We start from the raw sequence: 14797 nt of genomic DNA on the forward strand, positions 1-14797 counted from the left end.
AAGCCCCACGTCGTTGTGAGGCTTGCTTCGGCGGTTCTGGCAGGCGAGCCCGCCAGGGGTCATTGGTCACGAAACCTTGGGTGTGCGTGATCGGAAGAATATACGCATATGCTCACCGGTTCCACCGCGGACCGCGCCCGCCGGGTTGCGTGGTCGGTCCCAATCCCGCATGCGCTGGCCGTTGTCCAATGATCGGATCGTGCGCCTGGCGCACCCAGCTGTCGATGGGTGAACTGACCAGCACAGTAATGTGAGTGCGCATGCTCGTCTTTGCCTCATCAGCCTGTTGCTGCGTGATCACGCCGCTCTTGACCAGTGCGTCGATGCGGACGAACTGTGGTGCAACAAAGGTATCGACGATCTTCAGTGGATCAACCTTCTTCGCCTGCGCGACATCCGCAATGGTCTTTCCGCTTTGCAGCTCGACCAGCAGGTCCTGTCGCGACATGTCTAACACATCGGCAGCCACGCCGATCAGTCCGCCATTGCGCCCCTGCACCGGCATGCCGCTGCCTGTGCGGAGCGCCAGCGGCGTCCCCATGGGACACACGCCGCCGAATGGACAATTCCCCGGAGAACCGGGACCGTTCTGCGCTGCAACGGTCGGGATGCCGAACATTAACGCTCCGACGGCCAACGCACCAACAATGAACATGAAGATCCGTGATGTCATGGCTTTATGCTCCTTTCGAGAAACGTGCTTGCTGTTGATCGCATCTGAAGTGTAGCAGGCAGAGATGGAGAACCGATGGAGAAACCTTGCAAACATTGTTGAAGCAGCGCAGCAGGTTAATGAAACGTTGCATAATGTAACTCTCTGTGATACACTAAAGTTGCTGTACGGTCCAGTAGCTCAATGGATAGAGCACCAGTCTTCGGAACTGGGTGTTGGGGGTTCGAGTCCCTCCTGGACCGCCACTTTATTTATGCCTCATCGCCGATGATGCTCGTTCCTGCAATTCATTGCAGCAGATGTTCTTGCACAAACCAACCCTGCCTGCAACCCCGGCAGCAAGACAGGGCTATGCATGCAGGCAACATCGCGCTTGCAGCGCTGGTATCACGAGAAGGCGTCCGTTGTCGCTGTGACCCATGCCCTTCTTTCTGACGAATACGAGGCGCTATGAATGATGAGACGCCCCTCAGAGTGCTGTTGATTGCCCAGAATGATGATGTTGCAGGCAGGATACGGTCAGTGTTCGGTGATCTTGCGATCACGCTCGAACACGTCTCTCCCGAACAGGCGTTGCAAACATTGCTCGTCTCCCGCACCGATGCAACCCTGCTCGACATCAGCCCGTTTCCCGAAGTTCCCCTGGAACTGATCGCCTCGATTGTAGCGGTTGCCCCCCACGTGCCAATTCTGGCGCTGGTGGTCGACGATGTTGATTCGCGTGCATCAGCGGCGCTGGCTGCCGGTGCACATGATGTGATCAGGTCTGACGCTGCAGCCAGTGTGCTGGTCAGCCGCCTGCGCAGCGCGGTGGCGCATCATCTGGACGTGCATCGAGATCAACCGGTTTCACTCAAGGAGTTGGTGCTGCGGAGCAGCAATCCAGCGCTGCTGATCAATCGTGACGGGCGGATTACGCAGGCGAACCCGGCGGCAGTCACCCTGTTCGGCGATCTGACCGGGCAGTTGATCGGCGAGCCGTTTGGGACGCCAATCGTCTCGAACCTGGTGACCACAATCGAGATTCCGCAGCGCAACGGTGCGCCGATTACGGCAGAGCTGTTTTTGCTCCATGTGCTCGATGAGCATTCGGACGATGCCTACCTGGCGATCTTGCGCGCCGCGTCGCGGCAGCATCGCCTCGATGTCGATCTGCGCCTGATGATGGCCGCCATTTCCAGCACCAGCGATGGCATCGTCATTGCCGATCTCGACGGAATCCCGCACTATCAGAATCCCGCTTTTCAAGCCATGGTCGGCCTGACGCTCGATGATCTGCGAGCGGCTGGCGGTTTGCAGCGCCTGTATCGTGATCCCGGCGTGGCGCGCGCGGCGCTGGCAGCGGTGCGCAACGGTCAGTCGTACCGTGGCGAGATGCGCCTGATTGATCATCGTGGCAATGCGCTCAATGTGCATGTGAATCTCGATCCGGTGCTGGATCCCTCAGGGCGGGCGATTGCTCTGATCGCTGTGCATACCGATGTGACGCAGCGAAAGTTGACCGAAGCGCGCCTGGCGTATCTTTCATCACACGATCCGCTCACCGGTCTGGCAAACCGGACGTTGCTGCTCGACCGGTTGCAACAGGCGTTAGATCGGCGGAATCGGGAGCGGTCGTTACCGTGCGGCGTCCTGCTGATCAATCTGGATCGTTTCAAACAGATCAACGATAGTCTGGGGCACGCCGTTGGCGATGAGGTGTTGATTGCCGTTGCAGGACGATTGAAGCACATTACCCGACCAGGTGATACCGTGGCGCGCTTTGGTGGCGATGAGTTCGCGGTGGTGATCGACTCGCCGGGATCGGTAGAGGATATCTGGCGTGTTGCGAAGCGCGTTCAACACACGCTGAACCATCCGGTCACGGTGCAGGATCATTCATTGACCGTCGGCGTCAGTATTGGCATTGCGGTCGATGATGGTCGGGCGAAGGATGCGATGACGCTGCTGCACAATGCTGATACGGCATTGCATCAGGCGAAAGCGCGTGGACGGTCACGGATTGTCATGTTCGAGGAAGCGATGCACACGGAGGCTGCACGGCAGTTGCAACTCGAGATCGAGTTGCGCCAGGCCGTACAGCATCAGACGCTGGAGATGCACTATCAACCGATTGTCGATCTGTGCAGTGGTGAGTTGTACGGCTTCGAAGCGCTTATGCGCTGGCAACACCCGTCCCACGGACTGCTGTTCCCCGATAGTTTCTTGCCGATTGCGGAGGAAGCCGGCATCATCCCGACGCTTGGCAACTGGAGCATCGCCGAAGTCTGCCGTCAGGCGCGCCGCTGGCGCGACCGGTTTGGCGCAGCCGCCGATGTGCCGATCAGCGTCAATATCCACAGCCAGCACCTTGATCAGGCGGATCTGTTTGCGCAGGTCGAACAGGTGTTGCGTCAGCAGAATCTGCCCGGTGCGGCGTTGACCATCGAAATCACCGAGAAGGCGGCGCTGAACGATCTCGATCTGGTTCTGTCACAGTTGCTTCCGCTCAAGGCGCTGGGTGTGCGTGTGATGCTGGACGATTTTGGCACCGGGTATTCGTCGCTCAGCCATCTGGCGCGTCTGCCGGTGGACGGGGGCAAGATCGATCGGTCGTTTGTCCAGTCGATGATGCACGATCCGCACGCGGCGACGATCGTGCGCGCTGTTATCACGCTTGCCCGGGAGTTGCAGTTGAACGTGGTCGCCGAGGGGGTGGAAACCGAAGAGCAACGCGCAGCGCTCCTCCAGCTCAGGTGTCCGTATGCTCAGGGATGGTTGTTCGGTCGCGCCGCCGATGCCGATACGATGACCAGAGTGCTGGCGGCGCGACCACATATGTCACGGTCATGCGTTGGATGAACCGGCTGCCGGATCGGACGCTGCCAGACGGCGCTCCATCCACGCCGTAACACGTGCTAACGCCGCCGCATAAGGAGCGAAACGTAGTACAGCATTTGCAGGATAGCAGTGGCGGCAGCAGCAACATACGTCAGCGCAGCCGCGTCGAGCACCGCTTTGACACCTTCCGCTTCCTGTCGGGTAACCAGACCATACCGTTCAAGCATTGCGCGCGCGCGGGCGCTGGCGTCGAACTCCACCGGCAGCGTCACCAGGCTGAAAATGGCGCCGCTGCTCATCAGCAGCACGCCGATCCACGCAATTGCCAGCCCTGCCCGCGAAAATGTGCCGAGCACCAACCCGGCAATCAGGAGCAGACCGCCGAGTTGTGAGCCAGCATTGACAATGCCCACGATGCCGGAGCGTACCCGCAACCAGGCATACCCCTGCTGATCCTGGAGCGCGTGCCCCAACTCGTGGGCGACGACCGCCATCGCCGCAACGGAAGGGTGGGCGATTGAACCGGCAGAGAGACGCATCACTTTCGCGCGAGGGTCGTAATGATCGGTCAATTCGCCGCCGATCTGCTCGATGCGCACATGATCGAGACCTTCATTGCGCATCAGCACGCGCGCCACGTCGAGACCGGTCATGTTGCGCACATTGCGCACCTGCGCATATTTCTTGTACGTGGACTGTACCTTCCACTGCGCCCATAGCGTGATGCCTGCGCCCAGCAGCATAACAATCAGATAGAGCGGGCTGAACATATTCGTTTCCTTCTAGCGTTATTTTGCCTGTTGATTGCAACCGGCTTCCTGTTCTCCTGTCGCAGAATCGGCGACGATAAGGTGACGACCTGACTGGCGACTCTTCATCGTGCGTGGACGCGGGTTGTTTTCAGAAATCGATCCATGTGGACATTATGCGCGACGGAACTGTCGCTGCGTCAGGAAGGTCACCAATCCAAACGTTGCTGCCGCAATGATCCCCAATTCAATCCAGACCTCCGGATCGGGCGGAATGCCGCGGAGCATCACATCCTGGAATCCTTCAACCCCATGGCTCATCGGAATGAGTGCGATGATCGGCGCAACCCATGCCGCAAAACTGTCGCGACTGATGAAGAACCCGCTAAAGAAGATCGATAACAGCAGACTGATCATCGCAAACTGGATCGCCTGGCTATCCGATCCGGCGACGGTCGAGATGAGAAACCCAACCCCCAACGATGCAATAGTGAGCAACAGGAGCAGGAGCGCAAACAGGAACCAGTTCCCCAGGAGCGGCACTCCCAGCAGACGCATTGCTGCCGCGAGCGCAACTGATGCAAGGGCGATAAAGACGGTATAGCCGAGATATTTGCCGATCAGCAGTTGCACCATATTGGCGGGCGAAACGCGGAACAACTCGAACGCTCCCATCATTCGTTCGCGCACAAGCGCCAGCGCACCGAGCGACACTGCCGTGTGCTGCACCAGGAGCGCCAGGACGCCTGGTGCATAGTATACCACTGCCGGATAAGCGCCGCTTGCCTCACCGCTCGCTTCGGTGCGAATGTTCTGATACCGCTGTTGCACAGGCGAGACGATCGTCTCAGGCGCGATGCTGATAAAAATCGTGATCTGCTGGTTGAGCAGGGTCAACAATTCCTTTGAGTCGCGCAGTTCCTTCAGTCCCTCTTCGATGTTTCCCGACGCCAGGACTGCGTCAACGTCGTCGAGCGCGCGGATCGCATCGTCGGTGCGCGTGCGCACCTGTTCGATATCCTCGCTCCGACCGGCAAACAGGTTCTCCGGCGGTATCGTTGCGCGAAACTGCACCAGGAATGCGCGCAGGGCGCGCAATTCCTGACGAATCGCTTCCTGTTCGGCGCGACTCACCTCGCGTTCGAGTTCGGTCAGACGGTTCGCTCCAAGCGCAATGCGCACCCCTACTTCGCGCGCCTGTTGTTGCGCCAGACGGGTCTGCTCGGTGAGCAACGCTTTGTTGATCTCGTTGACCTGCGCGTATGCCAGGTACTGAACCCATCCCTCGACCAGTGGATTGATAGCGTTGGAGTAGACCAGGATCGTTGGGTGTTCGCCGCGCTGCAGTTTGCCAGATATATCATCGGGAATCACCTGCACCACATCGAGATCGCCCTGCTCCAGGGCAGTGCGCGCCTCGGATAACGTGTAGGCGCGGTTGGTGATCTGAAAGTTGAGACCGATCAGGCTCACCAGTCGGGTGCGCACATCGTCCGGCAGATCATCCGGCATGATGAGCGCCGTCCGCAGCACCGGATTGCTGTTGACAAACCCGATGCCAAACAGAACCAGCACCAGCAGGGGACCGGCGATCAGGCTGATGATCAGGAGCGGTTGACGCCGGATTTCGCGGATTTCTTTCAGAAAGCAGGCGCGGATGCGAATGAACCACTGCGATAACCCGTCGGATGGACGCGATGTGGTATGAGAACGTTGTGTTGGTCGTACCGGCGATGCACTATCCATGCTGTTCTCCCCCGATGATCGCATCTGCGGTTTGATCCTCCGGTTGCGCTTCCCACTGTCGAATGATGCGGATGAAGACATCATCGAATGTCAATGCCAGTTCTTCGGCGCTTTCGACGACGATATTGGGACCCTGCGGGTCTTCCAGCACATTGAGCACCTCCGGAAGCCAGTCGCCAGCATCATCAACGGTGACGTAGAGTTCACGATCCGAATCTGGCACATGCCGCACTTCTTTGACGTGTGGATAACGGCGTAGCGCCCCAATCGCCTTTGCCAGATTCGCCGGATTCGCCAGCGTCAGGTGGATGATCTCGCCGCCTAATGCGCGTCGTTTGAGGTTCTGGGGCGTATCAATCGCAAGCAGGCGCCCTTGCCGCATGACAGCGACATAGTCGCAGTACATCGCTTCGCTAACGATCTGGGTTGTAATCAGCAGGGTGCGCCCTTCGTCACGCAGGGTGCGGAAATACTCCCAGAATCGCCCGCGCAGCACCGGGTCGATGCCTGCCGTCGGTTCATCGGCAAACAGCAGATCGGGGTTGTGCATCAACGCGCCAACCAGCATCAAACGGCGCTGCATTCCGCCCGATAGCTGACGTCCCAGACGGTTGCGTGCAGCAGCGAGATCAACGAATTCGAGCAGTTCATCGAGTCGCCTGCGGATCTGATGACTGCGCATGCCGTACAGGGATGCGATGAACTCTGCATTTTCCGCAACGCTCAGATTGGGGTAGAGCACGAACTGTTGCGGGATGTAGCCGATGCGTGCCCGATGTTCGGCACGGAATGTCGCCGGGTCGGCGCCAAGGACGCGAATGGTTCCCTTCCGCGGTCGGTAGAGACCCAACGCCAGGCGAACGGTCGTGGTTTTGCCGCAGCCACTCGGTCCAATCAAGCCGAGGATCGTTCCTTCAGGCACACGGTACGTCTGATCGAAGACGCCAGCATGCTCACCAAAAACCAGACTGACATTCGTGGCTTCGATAGCATTCGCGTGCGTCGATGTCATCATACGCTCCTGCACGGTGGCACACCCCCTGTCTATTGTACAGGATGGCGAATGCGGCAAAGAACGCAGTATTGCTCCATCACAAACCGCCCCGGATCGTATGTTCTCGCGGGTATTGCGGTATAATACCTGTGCGCAGGTCGCGGCGATACACACCCCCGGCGCGACGTTCCGGTCCGCGTCGGCGCTCCATCGTTCAAACCACAACCGCCGGGGAAGCCAGCATCAGGAGTCATTCTCATGGCAAGGGGCGACAGGCCAGAGCACGAGTGCGGCATCTTTGGCATTTACGCGCCGCACGAGGACGTGGCGCGCCTGACATTTTTCGGTCTCTATGCGTTGCAACATCGGGGTCAGGAGAGCGCCGGCATCGCTGTATCCGACGGACGACGCATTCATCTCCATAAGGAGATGGGTCTGGTTGCGCAGGTGTTCAACGAAGAGAAACTGCGCCCGCTCAAGGGGCATATTGCCATCGGGCATACCCGCTATTCCACAACCGGCTCTTCACGCCTGCAAAATGCGCAACCTTTCGTTGTCGAGAGCGCCCTGGGTCCTCTGGCGGTCGGTCATAACGGGAATCTGACAAATGCGCCGCAATTGCGGCGCGAATTGTTGCAACGGGGCGTTGGGTTGACCTCGTCGAGCGACAGCGAAGTGATTATCCAGATGCTGGCTGGCGGCGAGGGTCGCACGTGGGAAGAGAAACTGCGCGTCTTCATGATCCGTGCCGAAGGCGCCTACTGTCTCACTGTTTTGACGCGCGACACCCTCTATGCCGTGCGTGACCCATGGGGGCTGCACCCGCTCTGCTACGGGTATCTCGGAAATGGCGGATGGGTGGTGGCGTCGGAGAGTTGCGCGCTGGCAACCATTGGCGCTACCCTGGAACGTGAACTTGCGCCCGGCGAGATTATGGCGTTCGATGAGCGCGGTCCGCGCACGATTGCGCATTCACCTGCGCCGCAACGGGCGATGTGCCTCTTCGAGTATATCTACTTTGCCCGCCCCGACAGCGTCATCGATGGTCAGACACTGCATGCCGCGCGTGTGGCTGCCGGACGCGAACTGGCGCGCGAAGCGCCTGCCGACGCCGATATTGTCATTCCGGTTCCGGATAGCGCGGTTCCTGCTGCAATCGGCTATGCGCAGGAGTCGGGCATTCCGTACCAGGAAGGGTTGATCAAGAACCGCTATATCGGGCGCACCTTTATTCAACCGGACGACCGCCTGCGCAAACTGGGCGTGCAGTTGAAGTTCAATCCGCTGAGTGATAGCCTGGCGGGGAAGCGCGTCGTGCTGGTGGATGATAGTATTGTGCGCGGAAATACGTCGGGTCCGATCGTGCGCCTGCTGCGCGATGCCGGTGCGATCGAGGTGCATATGCGCGTCTCATCGCCGCCGATCCGCCATCCCTGTTTCCTCGGTGTCGATATGGCGACGTATCCAGAGTTGATCGCCCATCGGATGACGTTGCCGCAGATTCGCGATCATCTGGGGGTCGATAGTCTGGCATATCTCAGCCTGGAGGGCCTCGTTCGCGCAACAGGAAGCGTCAACAAGGGGTTCTGTCATGGGTGTTTCACCGGTAAATACCCCGTTGATGTGCACTTCCTCGAAAAAGAAGCATTTGAGGCGTAAATATGGAGATTGAAAATTAAATCCGCTATACTGCGCTAGCCGTGGGGCTGAAGCCCTCGGCTATCCAGGGCAAAGCCCGCCTGCGCGGGCTATACCGGATTATTTATTCAAAGACCATATAAGCGCCGCACGAGCCGATCATATGTGAAACAGTCGCGCACCTCCATCACATCCAGGCATGATCGAACGTCTACCGCCAGATCCACGCATGATTGCGCTCCCCACCGAACTGCGCAATGCCATAGCGCAGGCGCTCAATACCGTACCGGAAACGCGCTGGTTGAACGCTGCGCGGGCGTTGAGCGAGCAGTACCGCAATCTCCAGAGCGCCGACGCCGCTCCAATCGTGCGCACCCGCCTCGATGCGCTTGGCTATGCCGCTCTGCTTATGCCGGCTACGTATGCGCAACTGTATGGCGCAATGCACGCCGCTGCTGCGCTTGTGCCGTCATGGCAACCGAAGACCATGCTCGATATGGGGAGCGGTCCTGGCACGGCATTGTGGGCGGCGATCGTGTGCTGGCAATCGCTCCACGACCTCACCGCCTGGGAGCGCGAACCGATGCTGATCGCCCTGGGGCGCGATCTTGCGCGCGCGAGTGCGAATCCTGCGTTGCGCCATGCGCACTGGGTTCAACGGAATCTGAGTGCTCCCATCGAACGCGGGATCACGTTCGATCTGGTTGTTCTCGGACATGTTCTTGGCGAGATTCCGCCAGAAGAACGTGGCGCCGTGGTCACATCCGCCTGGCGTATGGCGCGCGGTATGCTGCTGATCGTCGAACCCGGTACGCCTGGCGGGTTCAGCGTTGTGCGCGCCGCGCGCGACCGGTTGCTTGCCGATGGCGCTGTCACCATTGCGCCGTGCGCCCACAATCTCCCCTGTCCGCTCAACGATGACTGGTGTCACTTCCCGCAACGATTGCGCCGCCCTGAGTTCCAGCGGCGCGCGCGCGGCGCGCCGTCGCCGTGGGAGGACGCAAAGTACAGTTATGCCGCACTTGCTCGTTTTCCTCCCGAACGACCAATCTGGGGGCGCGTCATTCTTGAGCCGTCCTTCAACAAAGCCTATGCCGAAGTCCTGATCTCGTCACGCGACGGCATTGTGCGTCATCGCGCACTCAAACGTGATCGGGACGCCTTTCGATGGGTTAAACATCTTGAATGGGGACAGACACTTGAGGAGAAGCCATGAAAGCTATTCTGTTCGATGCTCCCGGCAGCCCGGAAGTTTTACGGTATGACGATGCGCCTGACCCGACCCCCGGCGCTGACGAGGTGTTGGTGCGGGTGCGCGCCACGGCGGTTAATCGCGCCGATCTGCTCCAGCGACGCGGGGTGTATGCACCGCCTCCGGGTGCGTCACCCATTCTTGGGCTGGAACTCGCCGGCGAGGTGCTGACGCCTGCCGGTCCTTGGCGCGTCGGTGATCGGGTGATGGCTGTGGTAACTGGCGGCGGCTACGCCGAACTGGCGGTCGTGCCCGTCGGCATGGTCATGCGTATACCGGATTCCCTTTCGTTTGAGGAAGCGGGCGCCATTCCGGAAGCCTTCCTGACTGCGTTTCTCAACCTGTTCACGCTAGGGCGGTTGCAGGCGGGGGAGACGGTGCTGATCCATGCTGGCGCCAGCGGCGTCGGAACCGCAGCCATCCAGCTGGCGCGTGTTGCCGGCGCACGTGTCTTTGCCACTGCCGGCTCACCGGAAAAATGCGCGCTCTGTCGTGAACTCGGCGCAGAGCTGACAATCAATTACCGCGAAGAGTCGTTCGCGGCGCGAGCACTCGATGCAACCGGCGGTCGCGGCGTTGATCTGGTGCTGGATTTCGTTGGCGCTCCCTACTGGCAGCAGAATACTGCGGCGTTGGCGCTCGATGGACGATTGCAGTTGATCGGATTTCTGGGAGGATCGGCGGGGCAGATCGACCTGGGACCGATCCTGGCAAAACGATTGCATGTGACCGGCACAACCCTGCGTCGTATGCCTTTGCCGCAGAAAACCGCTCTCACCGCTGATTTCGTCGCATTCGCCCATGATCGCCTGGCGAGCGGCGAGTTGCGTCCGGTTATCGATACCGTCTACCCGTTGCACCAGGCTGCAGAAGCGCATCGTGTCATGGAAGCGAACCGCAACGCTGGAAAACTCGTCCTGCGCGTGGAAGAGTCGGTTACCCAACCGTAACGTGACGATACGCGCTGTGCTATACTATTCCCTATGACAACCGCGACGCCACAACCGGTTCCCCTCACCGACGATGACGCCGACCCGTTCCGCTACGGGTGGCGCCTCGTGCCGCGTCCCACCCCCGATAATCCCCATCACTTCGAACAGGTTCCGCTCACCCTCGACGACGTGCTCCATCCTGAAGTGGGAGACTTCATCGTGCACAGCGATTTCCACGAGACCGACCGGATGTATCTCACCGCCGTGCTGCGCGCGCGCCTGGAGCCGTCCCGTCGGGCGATTGTGCTCAGCGATGTGCGTATCGCCTGGGACATCCCCGATCTGCGCGCGCACGGACCGGACGTGATGGTCATCCCCGGCGTGCGCAAACGGCGCAACTGGAGCACGTTCGAGGTCGTGGTCGAGCGAGCGCGCCCGGCGCTGATCATTGAGATCGTCTCGCCGGATGCGCGCGAGAACGATGTGGTGATCAAAGTGGAGCATTACGCGCGGGCGGGGGTGGCGCAGTACGTGATTGTGGACGATACGGGGCGCGGCGGGGTGCGGCGGTTGCGCCTGCTCGACTATCGTCTGGAAGGTACGGCATACCGGTTGCAGGAACCGGACGCCGACGGGCGGGTGCATCTGGCGATTGCCGACGTATGGCTCGGAATACGACGCGACCACGTGGTCTGCTATGATGCGACGGGGCGGGAGATCGGGGACTATGTGACGGTGGTGCGGCAGGCGGCGAAGGCGGAGGCACGGGCGAAAGAAGCGGCAGCACGGGCGCGGCGCGAAGCAGCAGCGCGTGCCGAAGCGGAGGAGCGCGCGCGGCAAGAAGCGGCGGCGCGGGAAGCCGAAGCGCGCGCGCGGATGGAGGCGGAAGAGCGTGCGCAGCGTGAAGCGGCAGCGCGGGAAGCCGAAGCGCGGGCGCGGGCGGAAGCCGAAGCGCGTCTGCGCGTGCTACGTGAGCGTCTGCGAGCGCTGGGGATTGAACCGGAGGATGAATTATAGTCCAAAGGCAATGGCGTCTTCCTGCTGGAAAGAGATACTCGTTCCTGATCGAGAGATACCAAAACCTCAGAACGTCATCAGACATGCTACACGCGGCTTGACAGAGGTGTCAGCGCACGGGCAAACACTCTTCCAGGCGCGCCGGAACATTGCACGTCCCTGCACTGCCTGAAAGCGTCAGCTTCTCGCCTGCATGCAGCAGTGTGACCTATTCATAGGATCGAGGACATCCCGCCCTTGATCGCCCTGCAAGGGCAGGATGCCTTCGCTCCGTGGCGAATGTCGCGGATGGTGAACGGCTCGACAACGAACTGAACGCGGTCAATGCAACGTGAACGATATGCAGCGCCAGATACCCGGTGAACGACGAACCTCGAAGCCGCGCACCGATCCGGTGAACTGGCTGCTGGGCGAATCATTGTCGTTCGACTGGAATATCGTTGCGATCAGCGTTGTCAGCGTCTCACTGCTGGTATTTGACAGATATTACAGCATGACGCCGTATAAGTACTGGGATCGGGTCATCCTCTACCTGTTTGTGCCACTGTTCGTCATCATCATTATCTGTCGCGAACACCCACGCATTTACGGCTTTACCGTTGGCGACTGGAAAGCTGGCATTGTTCTCACGCTGCTCGGCATTGGCGTCATGACGCCGCTTCTGTACGTCTTCGGGCGGCACGATCCGGCGCTCAACGCCTACTATCGCGGGCTAACGACGGGTTTGCCGTGGACAACCCTGCTTGATCTGATCGGCTGGGAGTTTCTGTTCCGTGGATGGATCCTGTTCGGCTACGCGCGTCGATTCGGTCCCGAAGCGCTGTGGCTCCAGTCTGTTCCGTTCGTCCTGGTGCATATCGGTAAGCCGGAACTGGAGACCTTCTTCACAATCATTGGCGGGTTTGGCTTCGGCTGGCTGGCGTGGCGCACGAAGTCGTTCGTCTGGCCCTTCCTCGTTCACTGGTTCGTGGCAACGTTTCTCATCCTCGTTGCTGCATCACGATGATCCTGCGCGCGATCGGTGGGCGCAGGTTTTTGTGCGCAGAGTCCGTCACTGTGCTTCACTCCATCTGGTGGAAGCGGTACTGGAGCGCCTCGGCAATATGTTGCGCAGTGATTCGCTCAGCGCCGGCGAGATCGGCAATGGTGCGCGCCAGTTTCAATACCCGGTGATACCCGCGCGCCGACAGGTCGAGCTGCCGCATTGCGCTCTGTAACACCAGTTGACTCTTATTGTCGAGCACACAGTACCGATGCACCTCCGCAGGTCCCATATCGCTGTTGGTGAGCGCGCGTGTGCCGCGAAAACGGCGCTCCTGGATCTGCCGGGCGGCGATGACCCGCTCGCGGATCGTTGTTGATCCCTCGCCAGGTTGCAGGCTGTTCAATTTCTCGAAGGGCACACGTGGCACGGTGACAAAAATATCGAACCGGTCGAGCAGCGGTCCGCTCACGCGCCGCTGGTAGCGCGCAACGGCGGATGCTGTGCAGGTGCATGGACGCTCCGGATCGCCGTACCAGCCGCACACGCAGGGGTTTTGAGCGGCGACCAGCATGAAGGATGCCGGGTAGGTAATGCTGCCGACGGCGCGGCTCAACGTCACCACCCGATCTTCCAGCGGCTGGCGCAGCACGTCGAGTTTGCTGCCGAATTCCGGCAATTCATCCAGGAACAGCACACCCCGGTGCGCCAGTGACACCATGCCGGGTTTGACCCGCACGCCGCCGCCGCCAACCAGCCCGGCGAGCGAGGTGGTGTGGTGCGGTGCGCAGAACGGTCGCTGGCGGATCAGCGGCGTGTCTTTGGGCAACTGCCCGGCGACACTGTAGATTTTTGTTACTTCGATGGCTTCGCTCATCGTGAGGGGTGGCAGGATCGAGATCAAGGCGCGTGCCATGAGGGTTTTCCCCGCGCCCGGACTGCCGGTCATCAGCACATTGTGTCCACCGGCTGCAGCGACCTCCAGGGCGCGCTTGACGTGTTCCTGTCCGCGTACGACGCTGAAATCAACCGGATATTCAGGTACAAGTTCGGTGTGTACGGGTGCACCGGTATACTCCGGCAACTGTCGTGCGCCGCTCAGATGCGCCGTCAGATCTTCGAGGCGCTCCACCGGCACAATCCGCACGCCGTTGATAAGCGACGCCTCGGCAGCATCTTCCTTCGGCACGAAGACCTGCCGGATACCACGCTCGTGCGCTACGGCGACCATTGGCAAGACGCCATCGGTGTGGCGTACTGCGCCATCGAGTCCCAATTCGCCAATGAAGACTGCATCGCTCGCATCGCCCTGGATCTGTTCTGATGCAAGCAACAAGCCGATGGCAATCGGTAGATCATACGCTGGACCTGCTTTGCGCAGGTCTGCCGGCGCCAGATTGACCGTGATCCGCTTCATCGGAAATGAATACCCGCTGTTGCGCACCGCTGCACGCACCCGTTCGCGACTCTCCTGCACGGCAGTATCGCCCAGTCCGACAATGGTAAAAGCCGGCAATCCCTGGGCAATATCCACTTCGACCTCGACCAGCACCCCCTCGAGACCAATAACAGCGCTGCTGTAGACCTTCGCCAGCATGCCATGCCTCCCATCTGCCACGGCTTCACAGGTATACCGCGCCGGTGACAGATGCGGATCGGGTCAGGGATTGGGAACAGGAAGAAAATCTCGCCAGAATGACGATTCTGTGCGTCTATGGTGAAGCTGACGGCAATGTTTCTGGTATACTGAGCCTGGATCAGCGATGAGGTATGCGTGATATGATGCCGGCTTTTCGATGGATCTTTGCTCTGTTGATCGGTGTGGCGCTGTTGGCTGCCTGCGAGACGGTTGAGGGCGGGCGTAAGCCCGGCACACCTGTTCCGCGCCCGGTGGCGCCGGCGCCGCCGGTGATTCCAACTGCGACCGCGCCAGGCTCGTCGTATCCCTATCCGTCGCCGTAATAACGAACGGAGTTTGCGCCCATTCCGCGAAA

Annotated in this window: 12 protein-coding genes and 1 tRNA gene; 8 read left to right on the forward strand and 5 right to left on the reverse strand. The window is 60.2% G+C overall.

From position 1 onward, the window contains the following. Positions 1 to 112: 112 nt before the first annotated feature. Positions 113 to 673 carry a hypothetical protein gene (locus tag ROSERS_RS19275; RefSeq protein ID WP_011958434.1) on the reverse strand — a complete coding sequence of 187 codons (561 nt, stop codon included), beginning with the start codon at positions 671 to 673 and terminating at the stop codon, positions 113 to 115. 169 nt (positions 674 to 842) lie between these two features. Here ROSERS_RS19275 and ROSERS_RS19280 point away from each other — a divergent pair. Both ROSERS_RS19280 and ROSERS_RS19285 read left to right on the forward strand, forming a co-directional pair. Next, positions 843 to 918 (forward strand) — tRNA-Arg (locus tag ROSERS_RS19280). Positions 919 to 1195: 277 nt separating this feature from the next. After that, the gene (locus ROSERS_RS19285) at positions 1196 to 3514 is read left to right on the forward strand and encodes a putative bifunctional diguanylate cyclase/phosphodiesterase (protein WP_232282680.1); all 2319 of its coding nucleotides are present in this window, start codon (positions 1196 to 1198) and stop codon (positions 3512 to 3514) included. Between the two features lie 56 nt (positions 3515 to 3570). On the opposite strand, the gene ROSERS_RS19290 is transcribed toward ROSERS_RS19285, so the two are convergent. From ROSERS_RS19290 to ROSERS_RS19300, 3 genes are all read right to left on the reverse strand, one after another. Continuing rightward, positions 3571 to 4263, reverse strand: a complete 693-nt coding sequence (locus ROSERS_RS19290; RefSeq protein WP_011958436.1) for a zinc metallopeptidase — start codon at positions 4261 to 4263, stop codon at positions 3571 to 3573. Positions 4264 to 4416: 153 nt separating this feature from the next. Further along, positions 4417 to 5988 carry an ABC transporter permease gene (locus ROSERS_RS19295; RefSeq protein ID WP_011958437.1) on the reverse strand — a complete coding sequence of 524 codons (1572 nt, stop codon included), beginning with the start codon at positions 5986 to 5988 and terminating at the stop codon, positions 4417 to 4419. Beyond that, on the reverse strand, positions 5981 to 7003 hold the full coding sequence (locus ROSERS_RS19300) for an ABC transporter ATP-binding protein (RefSeq protein WP_232282681.1): 1023 nt from the start codon (positions 7001 to 7003) through the stop codon (positions 5981 to 5983). The genes ROSERS_RS19295 and ROSERS_RS19300 overlap by 8 nt, the downstream gene beginning before the upstream one ends. 237 nt (positions 7004 to 7240) lie before the next feature. On the opposite strand from ROSERS_RS19300, the gene purF reads away from it, so the two are divergent. From purF to ROSERS_RS19325, 5 genes are all read left to right on the forward strand, one after another. Further along, positions 7241 to 8641 carry an amidophosphoribosyltransferase gene (gene purF, locus ROSERS_RS19305; RefSeq protein WP_011958439.1) on the forward strand — a complete coding sequence of 467 codons (1401 nt, stop codon included), beginning with the start codon at positions 7241 to 7243 and terminating at the stop codon, positions 8639 to 8641. Positions 8642 to 8819: 178 nt separating this feature from the next. Next, a complete protein-coding gene (locus tag ROSERS_RS19310) occupies positions 8820 to 9836 on the forward strand; it encodes a small ribosomal subunit Rsm22 family protein (RefSeq protein WP_011958440.1) in 1017 nt (338 codons plus the stop codon). Then, the gene (locus ROSERS_RS19315; RefSeq protein ID WP_011958441.1) at positions 9833 to 10822 is read left to right on the forward strand and encodes an NAD(P)H-quinone oxidoreductase; all 990 of its coding nucleotides are present in this window, start codon (positions 9833 to 9835) and stop codon (positions 10820 to 10822) included. The genes ROSERS_RS19310 and ROSERS_RS19315 overlap by 4 nt, the downstream gene beginning before the upstream one ends. Before the next feature lie 33 nt (positions 10823 to 10855). Further along, positions 10856 to 11821, forward strand: a complete 966-nt coding sequence (locus ROSERS_RS19320; protein WP_011958442.1) for a Uma2 family endonuclease — start codon at positions 10856 to 10858, stop codon at positions 11819 to 11821. A gap of 340 nt (positions 11822 to 12161) precedes the next feature. Then, positions 12162 to 12827 (forward strand): type II CAAX endopeptidase family protein, encoded by a 666-nt coding sequence (locus ROSERS_RS19325; RefSeq protein WP_011958443.1) that lies wholly within the window; start codon positions 12162 to 12164, stop codon positions 12825 to 12827. Positions 12828 to 12882: 55 nt separating this feature from the next. Here ROSERS_RS19325 and ROSERS_RS19330 read toward each other — a convergent pair whose 3' ends face one another. Then, on the reverse strand, positions 12883 to 14400 hold the full coding sequence (locus ROSERS_RS19330) for a YifB family Mg chelatase-like AAA ATPase (RefSeq protein ID WP_011958444.1): 1518 nt from the start codon (positions 14398 to 14400) through the stop codon (positions 12883 to 12885). A gap of 182 nt (positions 14401 to 14582) precedes the next feature. On the opposite strand from ROSERS_RS19330, the gene ROSERS_RS19335 reads away from it, so the two are divergent. Continuing rightward, the gene (locus ROSERS_RS19335) at positions 14583 to 14765 is read left to right on the forward strand and encodes a hypothetical protein (RefSeq protein WP_157041162.1); all 183 of its coding nucleotides are present in this window, start codon (positions 14583 to 14585) and stop codon (positions 14763 to 14765) included. Positions 14766 to 14797 lie beyond the last annotated feature (32 nt).

The organism is Roseiflexus sp. RS-1, from assembly GCF_000016665.1.
In the GTDB taxonomy this organism is placed as follows: domain Bacteria; phylum Chloroflexota; class Chloroflexia; order Chloroflexales; family Roseiflexaceae; genus Roseiflexus.

Excerpts from the sequence above, each read along its gene's own strand:
- ROSERS_RS19275 (WP_011958434.1), bottom strand. The coding sequence starts at position 673 with ATGACATCACGGATCTTCATGTTCATTGTTGGTGCGTTGGCCGTCGGA.
- ROSERS_RS19290 (WP_011958436.1), bottom strand. The coding sequence starts at position 4,263 with ATGTTCAGCCCGCTCTATCTGATTGTTATGCTGCTGGGCGCAGGCATC.
- ROSERS_RS19295 (WP_011958437.1), bottom strand. The coding sequence starts at position 5,988 with ATGGATAGTGCATCGCCGGTACGACCAACACAACGTTCTCATACCACA.
- ROSERS_RS19300 (WP_232282681.1), bottom strand. The coding sequence starts at position 7,003 with ATGATGACATCGACGCACGCGAATGCTATCGAAGCCACGAATGTCAGT.
- purF (WP_011958439.1), top strand. The coding sequence starts at position 7,241 with ATGGCAAGGGGCGACAGGCCAGAGCACGAGTGCGGCATCTTTGGCATT.
- ROSERS_RS19310 (WP_011958440.1), top strand. The coding sequence starts at position 8,820 with ATGATCGAACGTCTACCGCCAGATCCACGCATGATTGCGCTCCCCACC.
- ROSERS_RS19315 (WP_011958441.1), top strand. The coding sequence starts at position 9,833 with ATGAAAGCTATTCTGTTCGATGCTCCCGGCAGCCCGGAAGTTTTACGG.
- ROSERS_RS19320 (WP_011958442.1), top strand. The coding sequence starts at position 10,856 with ATGACAACCGCGACGCCACAACCGGTTCCCCTCACCGACGATGACGCC.
- ROSERS_RS19325 (WP_011958443.1), top strand. The coding sequence starts at position 12,162 with ATGCAGCGCCAGATACCCGGTGAACGACGAACCTCGAAGCCGCGCACC.
- ROSERS_RS19330 (WP_011958444.1), bottom strand. The coding sequence starts at position 14,400 with ATGCTGGCGAAGGTCTACAGCAGCGCTGTTATTGGTCTCGAGGGGGTG.
- ROSERS_RS19335 (WP_157041162.1), top strand. The coding sequence starts at position 14,583 with ATGATGCCGGCTTTTCGATGGATCTTTGCTCTGTTGATCGGTGTGGCG.